Source organism: Bordetella genomosp. 11 (assembly GCF_002261215.1).
Classification (GTDB): Bacteria; Pseudomonadota; Gammaproteobacteria; order Burkholderiales; family Burkholderiaceae_B; genus Bordetella_C.
Window position 1 is genome coordinate 1,189,980 of record NZ_NEVS01000004.1, and the last position, 18,154, is coordinate 1,208,133.

The following is an 18,154-nucleotide window of genomic DNA, read 5'->3' on the forward strand; positions in this document are numbered from 1 at the left end:
CAGGCCCCGAAAAGTCACCCCAATGCGGTCCCAAGGCCAGTTTGGCCAGCGCGCGTTTCGCGCCCTGACCAAACTCGCTTTCTTTCCATTGTAAAAGGTGACTTCAATGTCGTATGTCGTTTCGTTCGAGCAGCTCCGCATGGCGGATGTGGACTCGGTAGGAGGCAAGAACGCATCACTCGGAGAAATGATCAGCCAGCTGGCGGGCGCAGGTGTGCGTGTGCCCGGCGGCTTCGCGACCACGGCCGAGGCTTTCCGCGATTTCCTGAAATCGTCGGGCCTGGACAAGCGCATCGCCGATCGTCTCGCCTCCCTCAATCCCGAAGATGTACGCGAACTGGCGACCGCCGGCGCGGAGATCCGCCAATGGCTGATCGACGCCCCGTTTTCCGCCGAGTTCGAACAGCAAATCCGTACCGCTTTCGCCGCCCTGGACGCGGACGGGAAGGGTACCTTCGCGGTCCGTTCCTCGGCCACCGCGGAAGACCTGCCCGACGCCTCGTTCGCCGGCCAGCAGGAGACCTTTCTTAACGTGGTCGGCATCGAAGACGTGCTGGACAAGATCCGCCACGTCTTCGCGTCGTTGTACAACGATCGCGCCATTTCCTATCGCGTGCACAAGGGCTACGCGCACGCCGATGTGGCATTGTCCGCCGGCGTGCAGCGCATGGTGCGCTCGGACAAGGGCGCCGCGGGCGTGATGTTCACCATCGATACCGAATCCGGCTTCAAGGATGTCGTGTTCATCACCTCGTCCTACGGCCTGGGCGAAACCGTGGTGCAGGGCGCCGTCAATCCCGACGAGTTCTACGTCTTCAAGCCGACGCTTGAAAAAGGCCTGTATCCCATCGTCGGCCGGCGCATCGGCTCCAAGCTGATCAAGATGGAATTCGACCCCGAGCGTCCTCAAGGGCGTGCCGTGCGCACGGTCGATGTGCCGGTGTCGGAGCGCAACCGGTATTCGCTGACCGACGACGAGGTCACCGAGCTCGCACGCTATGCCGTGATCATCGAAAAGCACTATGGCCGTCCGATGGATATCGAGTGGGGCCGCGACGGCGTGGACGGCAAGCTGTACATCCTGCAGGCCCGCCCGGAAACCGTGAAGTCGCAGCTGACCGGCAACGAGGTGCAGCAGCGCTATCGCCTGAAGGCCACCGGCCGGGTGGTGGTGACGGGCCGCGCGATCGGCCAGAAGATCGGTGCCGGCCCGGTGCGCATCGTCGCCGACGTGTCGGAAATGGACAAGGTGCAGCCGGGCGACGTGCTGGTCACGGATATGACGGATCCCAACTGGGAACCCGTAATGAAGCGTGCCGCGGCCATCGTGACCAACCGCGGCGGGCGGACCTGCCACGCGGCCATCATCGCGCGCGAGCTGGGCATCCCCGCGGTGGTGGGCTGCGCCACGGCCACCGACGACCTGAAGGAAGGGCAGCCCGTGACGGTGTCCTGCGCGGAAGGCGACGAGGGCCGTATCTACGACGGTTTGATCGAAACCGAGGTCGAGGAAGTGCGCCGCGGCGAAATGCCGGCCATCGATGTGAAGATCATGATGAACGTCGGCAATCCGCAGCTGGCTTTCGATTTCGCGCAGATTCCCAATGAAGGCGTGGGCCTGGCCCGCCTGGAATTCATCATCAACAACAATATCGGCATCCATCCCAAGGCGGTGCTGGACTATCCGAATGTCGATCCCGAGCTGAAAAAGGCCGTGGAGTCGGCGGCGCGCGGCTATGCCAGCCCACGCGCCTTCTTCGTGGAAAAGCTGGCCGAAGGCATCGCCACGATCGCCGCGGCGTTCTGGCCCAAGCCGGTCATCGTGCGCCTGTCGGACTTCAAGTCCAACGAATACCGCAAGCTGGTCGGCGGTTCGCGCTACGAACCCGAAGAGGAAAACCCCATGCTGGGCTTCCGCGGCGCCTCGCGCTATATCGCGGAAGAGTTCGACGACTGCTTCCGCATGGAATGCGAGGCCCTGAAGCGCGTGCGCGGCGAAATGGGCCTGACCAACGTCGAAATCATGGTCCCCTTCGTGCGGACCTTGAAACAGGCGGAGCGGGTGGTGGAGCTGCTCGGGAAAAACGGCTTGAAGCGGGGCCAAGACGGCCTGAAGCTGATCATGATGTGCGAAGTCCCGTCCAACGCGATCCTGGCCGAACAGTTCCTGGATTACTTCGACGGCTTCTCCATCGGTTCGAACGACATGACGCAGCTGACGCTGGGCCTGGACCGCGATTCGGGCATGGAATTGCTGGCAGCCGACTTCGACGAACGCGACGAGGCCGTCAAGTTCATGCTGCGCCGTGCCATCCAGGCTTGCCTGGCGAAGGGCAAATACGTCGGCATTTGCGGGCAGGGCCCCAGCGACCATCCGGATTTCGCCCAGTGGCTGAAGGATGAAGGCATCCTGTCGATGTCCCTGAACCCGGATACGGTGGTCGATACCTGGCAGCGCCTGGCCGGCTGATCGGTCCCCGCGGCGCGGCCTGATGGCCGCGCCGGCCATGTTTCTCCTGGATGTCACGCCGCAGCGCGGCGGCTCGTCAACAACGGAGCAATCATGGCCTGGTCTATCGGTACTGCCACCGCCGCCACTATTGTGGCGGTGGTTTCTTAATCGAATTCCACGGCGCAACAACCAGCCGCTACCGGAAGCGCGCGCGGATCAGGCCTTGTTGGCCTGGTCTTCGCGCTTGAGCAGCTCGGCCTTGCGCCCGATTCCCCATCGATATCCGCCCGGCAGGCCGTCGGTGCGGACGACGCGGTGGCAGGGGATGGCCAGGGCGATTTCGTTGGTCGCGCAGGCGCGCGCCACGGCGCGCACGGCGGTCGGGGCACCGATACGCCGCGCGATCTCGGCATAGGATGCCGTGCTGCCCATCGGGATATTGCGCAAGGCCTCCCACACCCGTTGCTGGAAGGCCGTGCCGCGCACATCCAGGGGCAAGGAAAGCCCCATGCCGGGGTTTTCGATGAAGCCGACCACTTGCGCCACCCAGCGTTCGAATTCTTCATCGCCGCCCTCCAGGCTGGCCAGCGCGAACCGGTCCTGCAGGTTCTTCACCAGGGCTTGGGGATCGTCGTCCAGGGCGATCTGGCATATCCCCTTGTCGGTGGCGGCGACAAGGAGCGCACCCAGGGAGCATTGGGCGACGGCGAAACGGATACGCACACCCGCCCCGCGCTGTCGGAATTCCGTCGGTGTCATGCCCAGAATGCCGGGCACGCTTTCATAGAAGCGGCCGCTCGAATTGAATCCGGCTTCGTAGATGGCGTCGGTTACCGACCGCCCCTGGTCCAGTTCCTGCCGCGCCCGCGATGCCCGCACAGCCTGCGCATAGGCCTTGGGCGTAATGCCCGTGACGGCCTTGAATACCCGATGAAAGTGGAAGCGGCTCATGCCCGCCTGTTCGGCCAGGGTGGCCAGGTCCGTCGCGACGCCCGACTCCATGGCGCGGCAGGCCTGCTCGACCAGGGCCGCATGGGGATGCGCGGGCGGGGCGGGATGGGTCATGGGGCGCGCCGTGGGAGAAGACGCCGTCATCGTACCCTGCATCGCTGTGTCCTTTTTCACCGTCACGGCGACAGGATGACGGGTGCGGGCGCCGTTCGCACTCCGGTTTTTGCGATTTCCGTATCTGCTATCCATGGCCTTGCGCCCACAGGACACGAATCGGTATGCACGAATCGGTATGCACGAACCAGTATGGCCCGGTCGGGGCCGCCGGCGGAGCCGGCTTTGCCCTCTCTGAAAGGGAAAAGGCCCCGGAAGTCCTGGAAGCCATGGCGCAGGCCCAGGGCATGGGCCTGCTGCATGGCGCCAAAACTGAAAGCTGAGCGAATACGGACGGTTCGACCGGGACAGCGGTGCGTACCGTGTCGGGGCGCGATCAGGCAGCCACGGCGACGTGCAGTTCCAGGAAGCGGCGCAGCAGGGTGGCAGCCTCCGGAGTGGGGCGGATATCCCGTTTCAGCGCCGCGACGTCCAGGTTTTCCGCCGCATACTTCACCGTATTCCGCTCCAGGTTGTCCAGTACGAATTCCGGCGGGAACTCCGGATGGAACTGGGTGGAGACGATGGTGGGCCCCAGGCGCAGCATCTGATGAGCATCCATGTCGGAACTGGCCAGCACGATCGCGCCGGGCGGAGGCTGGATGACCGATTGCATGTGCATGGTCTGCGCGGAAAAGGGGCGCGGCAGATCCGCCAGCAACGGGTCCTGCGCCAGATGCTGGATCATCTGGGTGCCGACTTCGCGGCCGGCGGGGTTGTAGCCCACTTCGCCGCCCAGGGCGTGAGCCAGCAACTGATGGCCGTAGCATATGCCGAACATGGGCAGGCCTTGCGCGGCGGCGTCGCGCAGCCATTGGGCGGTCTGTTCGCTCCAGGGGGCACGGTCGGTCACCATCGCGGGCGAGCCGGTGATGAAGGCGGCGCGGTAGCGGGCCGGTTCGGCCGGCTGTTCGCCCAGGAATACCGGAACGACGTGGACGTCGTGCGGCGCCAGGCCGGCGGCCCGGCGCACGAAACCGGCGTAACTGTCGTGCGCGGTCTTGACGGCGTCCTCGGGATCGCCGGTGTGGATGATGAGAACGGGCAGGTCGATAGCAGTCATGATGATGTCGTCGCCCCGAAATTGGCTGGGCGGTGCACGATCATAATGTAGCGCGCGGGCGTACCCGTTGAAGAAGCGTGGATGCGAGGTTTTCATCCGGACAGCCGGCCGTTCGCCGCGTTCGCGTCCTCAATTTCTACAAACTCGTACAATCGGTGCCTGACGGCAAGAATAGGCGCAAGCGATGTGGATATGGTTCGGGCTGGCGGTGCTGGCACTCATCGGTGAGGTCGCCACGGGAACGTTCTACTTGCTGCTGGTCGCCACCGGCCTGGCCGCGGGTGGCGTGGCGGCGATAGGCGATCTTTCGCTGGAAGGCCAACTGGTCGTCTGCGGCGTGGTGGTGATCGCTGGCCTGTTGTTGCTGCGCGCCACCGGCGTGCTGTCGCGGCGCGGCGTCGATTCGCATCGCAATGCCAACGTCAATCTGGATATCGGCCAGGTCGTCACGGTGTCCGACTGGGCCGGGGCCCGGACGGCGCGGGTCTCGTATCGCGGTGCGAGCTGGGACGTGGCCCTGGCGCCCGGCAGCGATCCCATCGCCGGCGAGCAGGTCATCACCGAAGTCCGTGGCAGCCAGTTGATCGTCAAGCCGCGGCACCCTGTTTCCTCTTCTTCCGTCCAAGGCTGATGCCATGCTAGATCCCTCCACCATCGTCCTGATCGTCGTTGTCCTGCTGGCCATCCTGATCGTCGTCAAATCGATCGCGATCGTGCCGCAGCAGCACGCGTGGGTCGTCGAACGCCTGGGCAAATTCGACCGCGTGCTGTCGCCCGGCGCGGGCTTCGTGATCCCCTTCGTCGAACGCGTGGCCTACAAGCATTCGCTCAAGGAAATCCCCCTGGACGTGCCCAGCCAGGTGTGCATCACGCGGGACAACACACAGCTGCAGGTGGATGGCGTGCTGTACTTCCAGGTAACCGACCCGATGCGCGCGTCGTATGGGTCTTCCAACTATATCGCCGCCATCACGCAACTGTCGCAGACCACGTTGCGTTCGGTGATCGGCAAGCTGGAGCTGGATCGTACGTTCGAAGAGCGCGATTACATCAACACGACCATCGTCGCCTCGCTGGACGAGGCCGCGCTGAACTGGGGCGTGAAGGTCCTGCGCTACGAGATCAAGGACCTGACGCCGCCCAGCGAAATCCTGCGCGCCATGCAGGCGCAGATCACCGCCGAACGCGAGAAGCGCGCCCTGATCGCCGCGTCCGAAGGCCGCCGCCAGGAACAGATCAATATCGCCACCGGCGAACGGGAAGCCTCGATCGCCCGTTCCGAAGGCGAAAAACAGGCGCAGATCAACCAGGCGCAGGGCGAGGCCGCCGCGGTGCTGGCGATCGCGGAAGCGACGGCACGCGCCGTCACCCAGGTCGCGGAAGCCATCCGCCAGCCCGGTGGCATGGAGGCCGTCAATCTGCGCGTGGCCGAACGCTACGTCGAGGCTTTCGGCAACGTGGCGCAGAAGGGCAACACGCTGATCCTGCCGGCCAATCTGGCCGATGTGGGGGGCCTGATCGCCTCGGCGATGTCCATTGTGAAATCGACGGGGCAGAAGTAAAACCGACGGCCGGCAGCAACACACGCCGGTCCTTGCTCGACACGTCCGTCGATGTCCCCCTCCGTCGGCTTGCTCATACTCACGGCCCTTGCGAACTGCCTGATGCTGGCGGTGCTCGGGTCGTTGGCACGCAGTGGCATCCGGGGTATCCGCGAAGCAATACGCGGTGCCTCGCTGGTCTTCGTCTCGCTCATCGGTTTCGCCGCCCAGCCGGTGCTGCCACCGCTGCTGGGTATCGTCGCGGCCAATCTACTGATGGGCAGCGGCATCGCATATTTCTACGCGGCGGTGCTGTCGTTCTTCGGCAGGCCGGTACCGTATCGCCTGCTGGCCGCGGCGGTGGGCGCTACGACACTCGGCATCGTGGTGTTCTGGTACGTATGGCGCGATACCAACACACGCATCCTGATCGTTTCCATCCTGCATGCCGTATTGATGGCGGCGACGGCTTTGGCGATCCAGCGCGACCGTCCGCGCAACCGGCCCGCCTATCCGTACCTGTTCGCCCTGGCCGTGGCATGGTTCGAAGCGATAGGCCACGCGGTGCGCGGCCTGGTCTATGGCGTTCGCTGGGAGGTCATGCCTACGCTGGCCATCGATACGCCGCTGCATCTTGTGTTCCTGTCCATCGGGGTACTGGTCGTGCCCAGCCTGAGCCTGGGCATGGTGATGATGGTGCACGACCGCATGCTGCAGGAGCGGGAAAGCGAAGCCAACACGGATTCCCTGACCGGCATGCTGGCGCGCAAGGCGTGGTGGATGCTGGCCGAGAAGACGCTGGCGCGCGCCGTCAGGTCGGACCAGCGGCTCTCCCTGCTGATGCTGGATATCGATCGCTTCAAGGATATCAACGACACCTACGGGCACGCGCTGGGCGATGCGGTGCTCAGGCATTTCGGCCAGCTTGCCGCTACGGCGATGCGGCGGGAAGACATCATCGGGCGGCTGGGCGGGGAGGAGTTCGCGGCGCTTTTCCCGGATACGCGCATCGACGCGGCGGCCTTTGCCACGAATCGCCTGCTGGAGGCCGTCCGCGCCACGCCTTGTGCCCATGACGGGGGAGAAATCTTCTATAGCTTCAGCGGCGGACTGGTGGAATGGGACGGCGAGGAGCCCCTGGACGCGTTGGTTCAGCGCGCGGATCGCGCCCTTTATGGGGCCAAGCTGGGCGGTCGCGATCGCGTCGAGGTGGTCAGGTAGGCCGGGGTCAGGAATCCGCGCGGCGAGAGGCGCGCGTATCGTGCTTCATCAGGCGTTCCTTTTCGCGCGCCCAGTCCTTGTCGCGCGCCGTATCGCGCTTGTCGTGCAGCTTCTTGCCGCGTCCCAGCGCGAAATCGAGTTTCACGCGTCCTGCCTTGTAGTGCAGATTCAAGGGCACCAGCGTATAGCCGCGCTGTTCGACCTTGCCGATCAGCTTGCTGATTTCCTCGCTGTGCAGCAACAGTTTGCGCGTGCGCGATGCGTCGGGATGGATATGGGTGGAAGCCGTGGGCAGCGGGCTGACATGCATGCCGATGATGAAAAGCTCGCCGTCGCGCACGATGACGTAGCTTTCGCTCAGCTGGACGCGTCCCTCGCGTATTGCCTTTACTTCCCAGCCCTGCAGGACCAGGCCCGCCTCGAAGCGGTCTTCGATGAAATATTCGTGGGACGCCTTGCGGTTTTCGATAATGCTCATTTAGCTCCCGCGCGAAACGCTGCGGATGGGGTCTTTCCGGGCAGGGCGGCCGGGCCGTCGCGGCGCCATCCGCGCATAGCCGGTAAAATCTTGCCATTCTAGCGATTTGCGACCGTCGATGCACAAAGTACAGCGTTCCGTTCTTGTCCCTTACAGCGATGCCCAGATGTTCGACCTGGTTGCCGGTGTGGAACACTACCCGGAATTCATGCCGTGGTGCGGCGGGGCGGAAGTCCTTTCGCGCGACGAGCACGGCATGCAGGCGTCCATCACCATCAGTTTCGCGGGCATCAAACAGCGTTTCACGACGCGGAACACGCACGTATTTCCGGAGCGCATCGATCTGGCGCTGGTGGACGGCCCGTTTTCCATGCTGGTGGGGCATTGGCATTTCCAGTCGCTGGCGGCGGATGCCTGCAAGGTGCTCTTCACGATGGAATACGAGTTCTCGAACCGGGCCCTGGAAGCATTGGTCGGGCCCGTCTTCAACCGCATCGCCACCAGCTTCATCGATTCCTTCACCAAGCGCGCCCAGGCCGTGTATGGAGAGTGAAGGGACGATGTTGACCGTGTGGGTGTATTACGCCCATCCGCGTCAGGCGTGGAGCCGCCGGCTCCAACTGCCCGCCGGCGCGACGGTGGGAGATGCCGTGGCCGCCTGCGGTTTTGCCCAGGCGTTTCCGGATATCGATCCCTGGGCGACCGGTGTAGGCGTGTTCGGCCGTATCGTTCCAGCCAGCCGGCCGCTGGTCGACGGGGACCGTGTGGAGATCTACCGCGCCCTGGTTTTCGATCCCATGGATTCGCGCCGCCGCCGCGCGGCGCACCGGGCGCGCAAGTCCTTCGCCGCGCGGCCGCCGCGCACGCCCAAGGCGGCGCGCTAGCAGACCGCTCGACGTGGCAGGCCTCTTGTCACCTTCTTTCCGTTTACGTTAACGTAACCTGTCACTAACGATCAGCCGGACGGCCGCCGCCCCAGGGCGCCTACCGGTCCCTTGAGGAGACGGATCATGGACATGGAACTGAGCGACGAGCAGCAGGCCTTCGCGCAGGCGGCACGCGAATTCGCCGCGGGCGAGCTGGCTCCCCACGCGGCCCGCTGGGATGCGGAAGGCATTTTCCCCAAGCCGGCTTTCCACCGGGCGGGTGAATTGGGCTTCTGCGGTCTGTATGCGCCTCAGGACATCGGCGGCTTGGGACTGCCGCGCCTGGACGCCACGCTGGTGTTCGAGGAAATGGCGGCGGTCGATCCTTCGACGACGGCTTTCCTGACGATCCACAACATGGCAGCCTGGATGGTCGGCACTTGGGGCCAGCCGGCGCTGCGCGAGCACTGGGGACCATTGCTGTGCGCCGGCAGCCGGCTGGCCTCGTATTGCCTGACCGAGCCGGGCTCGGGCTCGGATGCCGCGTCGCTGCGCACCCGGGCGGACGAAGACGGCGCGGAGTATGTCCTGAACGGCTCGAAGGCGTTTATCTCCGGCGGCGGGGATACGGACCTGCTGATCGTCATGGCGCGCACGGGCGGCGGGGGCGCCGGCGGCGTCAGCGCCTTCGCCGTGCCGGCGGACAGCCCCGGCATCGCCTACGGCCGCAAGGAGGACAAGATGGGCTGGAATAGCCAGTCCACGCGCGGGATCACGTTCGAGAACGTCCGGGTTCCGGCCGCCAATATGCTGGGCGAACCGGGGCAGGGCTTCAAGATCGCCATGCGCGGACTGGACGGCGGACGCATCAATATCGCGACCTGCTCCGTGGGCGCGGCCCAGGGCGCGCTGGATGCCGCGCGCCGCTATATGCGGGAGCGGCGGCAGTTCGGCGCGCCGCTGGCCGACTTCCAGGCATTGCAGTTCAAGCTTGCGGACATGGCGACCCACCTCGTGGCCGCACGCCAGATGGTGCGGCTTGCCGCGTGCAAGCTCGACAGCGGTTCGCCCGACGCCAGCGCATACTGCGCGATGGCCAAGCGTTTCGCCACCGACATGGGATTCCAGGTCTGCCTGGATGCGCAACAGATTCATGGCGGCTACGGTTACCTGAAGGACTATCCATTGGAGCGGCTGGTGCGCGATACTCGCGTGCATCAGATACTGGAGGGCACCAACGAGATCATGCGTGTGATCGTGGCCCGCCAGCTGTTGGAGAAGGGAGCGGATTTGCGATGAATGAGCCGGTGCTTTTCGAGGAACGTCCGACCGAAAACGGGATGCGCATAGGGGTTGCCACGCTGAATGCGCCGCAGACATTGAACGGCCTGTCGCTGGAAATGGCGCACCTGCTGGACCGGCGCCTGGTCGCATGGGCGGCCGATCCCGGCGTGGCGGTGGTCGTGCTGCAGGGAGCCGGCGAAAAGGCATTCTGCGCGGGCGGCGATCTGCAGGGGTTGTATCGCAGCATGCGGGAGGCCCCCCGCGACGATCCGTGGGCCAACCGCTATGCGCGGGAATTCTTCGAAGTCGAATACCGGCTGGATTACCGCATCCACGCCTATCCCAAGCCTATCGTCTGCTGGGGCAACGGATTCGTCATGGGCGGCGGCATCGGCCTGATGATGGGAGCCAGTCACCGGGTGGTCAGCGAGACGGCCAAACTGGCCATGCCGGAGATCAGCATAGGCCTTTTCCCGGATGTGGGCGGGAGTTGGCTGCTTAATCGCATGCCCGGCAACACCGGTATGTTCCTGGCTTTGACGGGCGCGCAGCTGAACCCGTCGGACGCGTTCTTTGCCGGTCTGGCGGATTTCCATGTGCGCCAGGCGGATTGGCCGGGCTTTCTCGCGCAGCTGTTGACCCTGCCCTGGGCCGGCAGCACCGGCGCGATCGGGGTGGAGGAAGAAGGCCGGTCATTCGCGCCGCGTTCCATCAACGATGGGCTGTTGCGCCAGGCTTTGCTGGCGCTGGAGCCGGCCGAAGCGCTGGCGCCCGGCCCGCTGAAGCAGCATTCCTTCCAGATCAACCATCTGTGCGCCGGTACCGATCTGGACGAGATCTACGAGAACGTCGCGGCGCTGGCGCAGCATGACGATCCATGGCTGGCCAAGGCGGCGCGCACGATGCTGGCCGGATCGCCGGGCACGGCGCGGCTGGCCTTTACTTTGCTGCAACGCATGCGCCAGCGATCGCTGGAGGACGTATTCCGTACCGAATACGTGGCGGCGCTGCATGCGGCCGCGCATGGGGATTTCGCCGAAGGCATCCGCGCCCTGCTGATCGACAAGGACCGCAAGCCGCGCTGGAATCCCGCCACCATCGAGGCGGCGGACAAACGCTGGGTACTGAAGTTCTTCGAAGAGCCCTGGCCGGAGGGCCAGCCGCATCCGCTGGCGGATCTGGGGGCGGACGTGGGGGTTGGGTAGGGCCCGTCAAGGCGAAAGCGCCTCGCGCGAATCCGCGAACGGGCCGGGCGGGCGGCGACAGGGCGCCCGATCACAAAACAAAGGAGACAGCCGTGAGCAAGATTGCATTCATCGGATTGGGCAACATGGGCGCGCCGATGGCCATGAACCTGGTCAAGGCCGGCCGCGACCTGGTGGTTCACGACCTGGTGCCGGCCAGCGTGGCGACGCTGGCGCGGGCCGGCGCGCGCGCCGCGACGTCGGCGCGGGATGCGGTGGACGGAGCGGATATCGTCATTACGATGCTGCCCGCCAGCCAGCACGTCGAAGGCCTGTACCTGGGGCACGATCTGCTGGCCCACATCGACCCGCGGGCGCTGGTCATCGAATGCAGCACCATCGCGCCGGATACCGCACGCAAGGTGGCCGCCGCCGCCCAGGCCCGGGGCATCGCCATGGTCGATGCCCCGGTATCGGGCGGCACGGCAGGCGCCGCGGCCGGTACGCTGACCTTCATCGTGGGTGGCGACGCGCAGGCGCTGGCGCGCGCGCGCCCGGTGCTGGAACAGATGGGCAAGAACATCTTCCATGCGGGGCCGGCCGGCGCGGGACAGGTCGCCAAGATCTGCAACAACATGCTGCTGGGCATCCTGATGGCGGGCACGGCCGAGGCCCTGGCCCTGGGCGTCGCCAATGGCCTGGATGCCAAGGTGCTTTCCGACATCATCGCCAAGAGCTCCGGCCGCAACTGGGCGACGGAGCTGTACAACCCCTGGCCCGGCGTCATGGACCACGCGCCGGCGTCCAAGGGCTATGCGGGCGGTTTCGGCAGCGACTTGATGCTGAAGGATCTGGGCCTGGCCGGAGAGGCCGCCCAGGCGACCCGCTCGGCCATTCCGCTGGGCGCGCTGGCCCGCAATCTGTATGCGATGCACGGTTCGGCGGGGCACGGCAAGCTGGACTTTTCCAGCATCCTGAAACTGTACAAGCCGGACTGAACCGATCGGGTAGTATCTCGGCGATTGATTCGCCTGCCTGGCTGGCAGGCTTGTGCTATCTATCGATATCCCCGAGGTACCAATGCCGGCTTCGCATTTCCATCGTATCCATCGCAGCGGGTGGCTGCGCGCCGCCGTGCTCGGCGCCAACGACGGCATCGTGTCGACGGCCAGCCTGATTGCCGGCGTGGCGGCAGCGCAAGGCAGCCATGGCGCCATCCTGACCGCGGGACTCGCCGGTCTCGTGGCGGGAGCGCTTTCGATGGCGGCGGGTGAATACGTTTCTGTCCAGTCACAGTCCGACGTCGAACGCGCCGATTTGAGGATGGAACAGAGCTCGCTGTTGCGCAATTCCGCGGTGGAGCTGCAGGAGTTGGCCGACATTTATGTCAATCGGGGGTTGCCGGCCGGGCTGGCGATGCAGGTCGCCCAGGCACTGACCGCCCACGACGCGCTGGACGCCCATGCCCGCGATGAACTGGGAATATCCAAAATCACGCGGGCGCGGCCGGTACAGGCCGCCTTGGCATCGGCATCGAGCTTCGCCGCCGGGGCGGCGCTGCCGCTGGCGTTGGCCGTACTGGTGGCCGATCCCGCCTTGATATTGCCGGTGACCGGGGTCGGGTCGGTCGCCTGTCTTGGCCTGCTGGGCGCGGTTGCCGCCTGGGCGGGCGGCGCGCCCAAGGTCAGGGCAGTGGTGCGCGTGACATTGCTGGGTGTCGTGGCGATCGCAGTCACCGCGGGCGTGGGTTCGCTATTCGGCGTGGCGGCCTGAGCCGCTTCCGCGCGGCCATTTGACCCGTTGCGGGGCCTGGCGCCATCGAAACCATGTTGCAGCTGTCATGGGCGGCAGGAGGGCTGTATCGCTATCTGTCACCCAATCCATACAGATACGGCGATATTGGGGAATACACCCAGTGACAGCCTGAATGGCAGCTTTCAGAATACGCGCCACATCGTGGTTTGCCCAAGAAGCCGGTGATGCACGATAAGGCCACAAGGATCATCCTTCCGAACGGCCGGCACGTGCAGAGTCGCTCAACCTAGCGGAGATCTCTCGCATGACTATGCTGCAACGCCTTACCCCGATCGCGCTTACGCTGGGGGCGCTGACGCTCGCCGGCGCAGTGCACGCCGCCGATACGATCAAGATCGGCATTCCCCAGCCCATGACGGGGCCCAACACGCAGTACGGCGACCAGATCCAGGCCGGCGCGTTGACCGCCATCGAGACCATCAACGCCAAGGGTGGCGTCAAGGGCAAGAAACTCGAACCCATTCTTATCGACGATGGCTGCGAACCGAAGCAGGCCGTGCCGGCCGCCAACCGCGTCGTCAATTCCGGCGCCAAGTTCGCCGTGGCGCACGCGTGTTCCGGCGTGACGGTGCCGGCGGTGAATGTCTACGAGCAAGAACATATCGTCGGCATCACCCCGGGTGCCACCTCGCCGCTGGTGACGGATACCATCAAGCCGCATTACTTCTTCCGCACGATCGGCCGCGACGACCAGCAGGGGCCCTTCGCCGCCAACTACATCGCCAAGAACGTCAAGCCCAAGAAAGTCGCCGTGCTGCATGACAAGCAGACGTACGGTTCCGGCGTCGCGACGCAGGTGCGCGATACGCTGCAGAAAGATGGCGTGAACGTCGTCATGTTCGAAGGCATCAACGTCGGCGACAGCGATTATTCCGCCGTCATCACGAAGCTGAAGTCCGCGGGCGTGGACTTCGTCTATTTCGGCGGCTATCACCCCGAATTGGGCCTGTTGCTGCGCCAGTCGCGCGAACAAGGTCTGAACGTGCAGTTCATGGGCCCCGAGGGCACCGCCAACCAGGATCTGGTGGCCATTGCCGGTCCCGCCATCGAAGGCCTGCTGGTGACGCTGCCGTCGGACTTCACCAAGCTTCCCGGCAACGAAGGCATCGTGAAGGCCTTCCACGACAAGAAGCGCGATCCTGACGGCGCATTCCAGATGCCGGCCTACGCGGCGGTGCAGATCCTCGCGGACAGCATTACCGCGGTCGGCGAAGACCCCACCAAGGTCGCGGACTACATGCATAAACACACGTTCAACACCGCTATCGGCAAGGTTGAATACGATGCGAAGGGCGATCTGAAGAACTTCGAATTCGCGGTATTCAAATGGGATAAGAACGGCAAGAAAACGCAGCTGTAATGGTGATAGCCCCGTGCCAGGGGCCTCATTCCCACGCCCAGGTTTCCGGCTCCGGGTCGTATTACCGGGGCCGGTGCTATTTGGAGCATACATAAGACATGTCTGACCTTCTCCCCCAATTGACGCAACAGTTCTTCAATGGACTGTCGCTGGGCGCCATATATGCCTTGATTGCCATCGGCTATACGATGGTGTACGGCATTATCGGCATGATCAACTTCGCGCATGGCGAGATCTACATGATCGGCGCCTATGTCGGCCTGGTGACGCTGACAGCCATCGGCACGCAAAGCGGCGCCCCGGTGCCTTTGATAGTGGCGGCGATGCTGATCGCCGCGATGGCGGTCACGGGCGTGTATGGCTTCACCGTGGAGCGCGTGGCGTACCGCCCGTTGCGCGGCAGCCCGCGCCTGGTGGCGTTGATCTCCGCCATCGGCATGTCGATTTTCCTGCAGAACTGGGTGGCGCTGGGGCAGGGGGCACGGGACATGGCGGTGCCGAATATCATCTTCGGCGCCGTGAATTTCACGATGGGTAGCAAGTTCGACGTGACCGTGCCGTATTCGCGCATCATGATCATCGTCGTGACGGTCGTCCTGATGGTCGTCCTTTCGCTGTTCATCAAGTATTCGCGCATGGGCCGGGCATCGCGCGCCTGCTCGCAGGACATGCACATGGCCAACCTGCTGGGCATCGACACCAATCGCGTCATTTCCTTCACCTTCGTGCTGGGCGCGGCGCTGGCCGCGGTCGGCGGCGTGCTGATCGCGCTGACCATCGGCAAGCTCAATCCCTTCATCGGATTCATCGTCGGCATCAAGGCCTTCACGGCCGCGGTGCTGGGCGGCATCGGCAGTATCCCCGGCGCCATGCTGGGCGGTGCCTTGCTGGGGCTGGTGGAAACGTTTGCCGCCGCCTACATCTCGTCGCAGTACAAGGACATCATCGCTTTCCTGCTTTTGGTCCTGATCCTGCTGTTCCGCCCCACCGGTCTGTTGGGCAAACCCGAGGTGGAAAAAGTCTGATGGCGAATCAAATCAAGAACGCATTCATCGCGGCCATCCTGACCGCGTTCATCGTCACGCCGGTGTTCGGCCTGCAGCTGGTGCGCCAGGGGGCGCGCACGTTGATGGATCCGCACTGGAGCAATGTCCTGATCGCCATGGCGGTCGTGTTCGTGGGCCAACTGCTGCGGCCCTGGCTGGCACTGCCGTTCAAGCGCCTGAAACGCAACCTGCCTACCTTGCCCGCCGCGCCGGTGCAAGGCCACAAGTGGCTGATGGTGGCGATCGTGGTCGCCGCCATCGTCTGGCCGTTCTTTAGCGACCGCGGGTCCGTGGACATCGCCACGCTGGTGCTGATCTACGTCATGCTGGGCCTGGGCCTGAATATCGTCGTCGGTTTCGCCGGCCTGCTGGACCTGGGCTTCGTCGGCTTCTATGCGGTCGGCGCCTATACCTATGCCTTGCTGTATCACTGGGGCGGCTGGAGCTTCTGGGAATCCCTGCCGTTTTCCGGGGCCGTGGCGGCGCTGTTCGGCTTTGTGCTCGGCTTTCCCGTGTTGCGCCTGCGCGGCGACTACCTGGCCATCGTGACGCTGGGTTTCGGCGAAATCATCCGCCTGCTGCTGATCAACCTGAACTGGCTGACGGGCGGTCCGGACGGGATTTCCGGCATTCCCAAGCCCACGGTGTTCGGTTTCGAGATGGCGCGCACCGCCAGCGTGGAAGGGCAGAAAACCTTCCATGAACTGCTGGGCCTGACTTTCCAGAACCAGCACGTCATCGTGTACCTGTACCTGATGGCGCTGATGCTGGCGCTGATCACGCTGTTCGTCGCCACCCGCCTGAAGCGGATGCCGGTGGGCAGGGCCTGGGAGGCCCTGCGCGAGGATGAAATCGCCTGCCGTTCCCTGGGCCTGAATCCGACGCGCATCAAGCTGTCGGCCTTTACCCTGGGCGCCATGTTTGCCGGCTTCGGCGGTGCCTTCTTCGCCGCGCGCCAGGGACTGGTCAATCCCGAATCCTTCACCTTCATCGAATCCGCGCTGATCCTGGCCATCGTGGTGCTGGGCGGCATGGGCTCGCAGGTGGGCGTCATCCTGGCGGCCATTCTGTTGACCGTCCTGCCGGAACTGGCGCGCGAGTTCGCCGAATACCGCATGCTGATGTTCGGCCTGGTCATGGTGCTGATGATGATGTGGCGTCCGCAGGGCTTGTTGCCGATGAAACGTCCTCACGTGGAGCTGGGTAAATGAGCGACGTGCTATTGAAAGTATCGGGACTGTGCATGCGCTTCGGTGGCCTGCTTGCCGTGGACCACGTGGATTTCGAGGTCAAGAGCGACGAGGTATTCGCCATCATCGGGCCAAACGGGGCGGGCAAGACCACCGTCTTCAACTGCGTCGGCGGCTTCTACAAGCCGACCGAGGGCGATATCACCATGGACGGCCAGCGCATTACCGGACTGTCCAGCCATATGGTGGCGCGCCATGGCTTGGTGCGCACCTTCCAGAACGTGCGCCTGTTCAAGCAGCTGACGGTGCTGGAAAACCTGCTGGTGGCGCAGCATACCCAGGTGGAAACGCGCCTGTTGCCGGGCCTGCTGAAACTGAAGTCCTATCGCCAGGCCGAGGCCGATGCCTTGTCCCGCGCCGCGCAGTGGCTGGATTTCATGGGGCTGCGGCAGTACGCCAACCGCGAGGCCGGCAACCTGGCCTACGGCCATCAGCGCCGCCTGGAGATCGCCCGCTGCATGATCACCAAGCCGCGGCTGCTGATGCTGGACGAACCGGCCGCCGGCCTGAATCCCCAGGAAAAGCAGGACCTGCAGCGGTTGATAGACCGCCTGCGCCGCGAGTTCGGCGTCGCGGTGCTGCTGATCGAACACGACATGAGCCTGATCATGGGCATCTCGGACCGCATCCTCGTCATGGAGCATGGCAAACCCATCATGACCGGTACGCCGCAGGCAGTGCGCAGCGATGAGCGCGTCATCAAGGCGTATCTGGGAGAAGAATGATGCTGAAGTTGAAGAACGTGCACACGTACTACGGCGCCATCCAGGCGCTGAACGGCGTGTCCGTCGACGTGGAGCAGGGCGAGATCGTGACGCTGATCGGCGCCAACGGCGCCGGCAAGACCACGCTGCTGATGACGGTGTGCGGCAATCCGCGCGCGCAATCGGGCAGCATCACTTTCGAAGGCCAGGACATCACCCACAAGGAAACGTCGCGCATCATGCGTAGCGGGATCGCGATTTCCCCGGAAGGCCGGCGCGTCTTCAAGGACCTGACGGTGGTGGAAAACCTGATGATGGGCGGCTTTTTCTCCAGCCGGGCGGAAATCAACCAGGGGCTGGACTACGTCTATGGCTTGTTCCCGCGCTTGAAGGAGCGGGCCGAGCAGCGGGCGGGAACGATGTCGGGCGGCGAACAGCAGATGCTGGCCATAGGCCGCGCGCTGATGTCGCGCCCGCGCCTGCTCTTGCTGGACGAACCCACGCTGGGACTGGCGCCCCTGATCATCGCGCAGATCTTCGAGATCATCCGCACCATCCGCGACCAGGGGGTCACCGTGTTCCTGGTGGAACAGAATGCCAACAAGGCGCTGCAGGTGGCCGATCGCGGCTATGTGCTGGAAAACGGCAAGGTGGTGCTGCAGGACACGGGAGCCAACCTGCTGGCCAACGCGGATGTGCGCAAGGCTTATCTGGGCGGGTGATGGCGAGGAGCCGGGGCGACGGGCCGATCGGGATTTTCGTGTGCTCTACGAAAAGCCGGCCCGG

The 18,154-nt window shown here is 64.6% G+C and carries 19 protein-coding genes; 16 read left to right on the plus strand and 3 right to left on the minus strand.

Annotation, left to right across the window (positions count from 1 at the left end; translation table 11 throughout):
- Positions 1–106 precede the first annotated feature (106 nt).
- Positions 107–2,470: a phosphoenolpyruvate synthase gene (gene ppsA / locus CAL28_RS12975; RefSeq protein WP_094841773.1), complete on the plus strand. Its 2,364-nt coding sequence runs from the start codon at positions 107–109 to the stop codon at positions 2,468–2,470.
- A gap of 198 nt (positions 2,471–2,668) precedes the next feature.
- Here the strand turns inward: ppsA and CAL28_RS12980 are convergent, their stop codons facing one another.
- Positions 2,669–3,517, minus strand: coding sequence for a bifunctional transcriptional activator/DNA repair enzyme AdaA (locus CAL28_RS12980; RefSeq protein ID WP_094844581.1), 849 nt, complete (start codon positions 3,515–3,517; stop codon positions 2,669–2,671).
- Between the two features lie 164 nt (positions 3,518–3,681).
- On the opposite strand from CAL28_RS12980, the gene CAL28_RS29755 reads away from it, so the two are divergent.
- A complete protein-coding gene (locus CAL28_RS29755; RefSeq protein ID WP_176463977.1) occupies positions 3,682–3,840 on the plus strand; it encodes a hypothetical protein in 159 nt (52 codons plus the stop codon).
- A 53-nt stretch (positions 3,841–3,893) separates the two neighbouring features.
- Here CAL28_RS29755 and CAL28_RS12985 read toward each other — a convergent pair whose 3' ends face one another.
- A complete protein-coding gene (locus CAL28_RS12985) occupies positions 3,894–4,619 on the minus strand; it encodes a glutamine amidotransferase (RefSeq protein WP_094844582.1) in 726 nt (241 codons plus the stop codon).
- A gap of 184 nt (positions 4,620–4,803) precedes the next feature.
- Between CAL28_RS12985 and CAL28_RS12990 the strand changes: the two genes are divergently transcribed.
- Genes CAL28_RS12990 through CAL28_RS13000 form a run of 3 tightly spaced genes read left to right on the plus strand, consistent with a single transcriptional unit; the run spans position 4,804 to position 7,381 of the window.
- Positions 4,804–5,250, plus strand: a complete 447-nt coding sequence (locus tag CAL28_RS12990) for an NfeD family protein (protein WP_094841774.1) — start codon at positions 4,804–4,806, stop codon at positions 5,248–5,250.
- Between the two features lie 4 nt (positions 5,251–5,254).
- Positions 5,255–6,181, plus strand: coding sequence for an SPFH domain-containing protein (locus CAL28_RS12995; RefSeq protein ID WP_094841775.1), 927 nt, complete (start codon positions 5,255–5,257; stop codon positions 6,179–6,181).
- Positions 6,182–6,232: 51 nt separating this feature from the next.
- Positions 6,233–7,381: a GGDEF domain-containing protein gene (locus CAL28_RS13000; protein WP_094841776.1), complete on the plus strand. Its 1,149-nt coding sequence runs from the start codon at positions 6,233–6,235 to the stop codon at positions 7,379–7,381.
- A gap of 7 nt (positions 7,382–7,388) precedes the next feature.
- Here CAL28_RS13000 and smpB read toward each other — a convergent pair whose 3' ends face one another.
- Positions 7,389–7,859 carry an SsrA-binding protein SmpB gene (gene smpB, locus CAL28_RS13005; RefSeq protein WP_094841777.1) on the minus strand — a complete coding sequence of 157 codons (471 nt, stop codon included), beginning with the start codon at positions 7,857–7,859 and terminating at the stop codon, positions 7,389–7,391.
- A gap of 118 nt (positions 7,860–7,977) precedes the next feature.
- Here smpB and CAL28_RS13010 point away from each other — a divergent pair, with 118 nt between their 5' ends.
- From CAL28_RS13010 to CAL28_RS13060, 11 genes are all read left to right on the plus strand, one after another.
- Positions 7,978–8,412, plus strand: coding sequence for a type II toxin-antitoxin system RatA family toxin (locus CAL28_RS13010; protein ID WP_094841778.1), 435 nt, complete (start codon positions 7,978–7,980; stop codon positions 8,410–8,412).
- 7 nt (positions 8,413–8,419) lie between these two features.
- Positions 8,420–8,743, plus strand: coding sequence for an RnfH family protein (locus tag CAL28_RS13015; protein ID WP_254926110.1), 324 nt, complete (start codon positions 8,420–8,422; stop codon positions 8,741–8,743).
- 126 nt (positions 8,744–8,869) lie between these two features.
- Positions 8,870–10,024 (plus strand): acyl-CoA dehydrogenase family protein, encoded by a 1,155-nt coding sequence (locus CAL28_RS13020; RefSeq protein ID WP_094841780.1) that lies wholly within the window; start codon positions 8,870–8,872, stop codon positions 10,022–10,024.
- Positions 10,021–11,214, plus strand: a complete 1,194-nt coding sequence (locus CAL28_RS13025) for an enoyl-CoA hydratase/isomerase family protein (RefSeq protein WP_094841781.1) — start codon at positions 10,021–10,023, stop codon at positions 11,212–11,214. The genes CAL28_RS13020 and CAL28_RS13025 overlap by 4 nt, the downstream gene beginning before the upstream one ends.
- A complete protein-coding gene (mmsB, locus tag CAL28_RS13030; protein ID WP_141218269.1) occupies positions 11,154–12,191 on the plus strand; it encodes a 3-hydroxyisobutyrate dehydrogenase in 1,038 nt (345 codons plus the stop codon). Before CAL28_RS13025 ends, mmsB begins: the two co-directional genes overlap by 61 nt.
- 82 nt (positions 12,192–12,273) lie before the next feature.
- Positions 12,274–12,966 carry a VIT1/CCC1 transporter family protein gene (locus CAL28_RS13035; RefSeq protein WP_094841783.1) on the plus strand — a complete coding sequence of 231 codons (693 nt, stop codon included), beginning with the start codon at positions 12,274–12,276 and terminating at the stop codon, positions 12,964–12,966.
- 286 nt (positions 12,967–13,252) lie between these two features.
- Positions 13,253–14,368: a branched-chain amino acid ABC transporter substrate-binding protein gene (locus CAL28_RS13040; RefSeq protein ID WP_094841784.1), complete on the plus strand. Its 1,116-nt coding sequence runs from the start codon at positions 13,253–13,255 to the stop codon at positions 14,366–14,368.
- Between the two features lie 98 nt (positions 14,369–14,466).
- Entirely contained in the window at positions 14,467–15,393 is a 927-nt protein-coding gene (gene livH, locus CAL28_RS13045) for a high-affinity branched-chain amino acid ABC transporter permease LivH (protein ID WP_094841785.1), read from the plus strand.
- Complete coding sequence (locus CAL28_RS13050) at positions 15,393–16,625, plus strand: high-affinity branched-chain amino acid ABC transporter permease LivM (RefSeq protein ID WP_094841786.1); 1,233 nt, start codon at positions 15,393–15,395, stop codon at positions 16,623–16,625. Before livH ends, CAL28_RS13050 begins: the two co-directional genes overlap by 1 nt.
- A complete protein-coding gene (livG, locus tag CAL28_RS13055; RefSeq protein ID WP_094841787.1) occupies positions 16,622–17,389 on the plus strand; it encodes a high-affinity branched-chain amino acid ABC transporter ATP-binding protein LivG in 768 nt (255 codons plus the stop codon). The genes CAL28_RS13050 and livG overlap by 4 nt, the downstream gene beginning before the upstream one ends.
- The gene (locus CAL28_RS13060; RefSeq protein ID WP_094841788.1) at positions 17,389–18,090 is read left to right on the plus strand and encodes an ABC transporter ATP-binding protein; all 702 of its coding nucleotides are present in this window, start codon (positions 17,389–17,391) and stop codon (positions 18,088–18,090) included. Before livG ends, CAL28_RS13060 begins: the two co-directional genes overlap by 1 nt.
- Positions 18,091–18,154 lie beyond the last annotated feature (64 nt).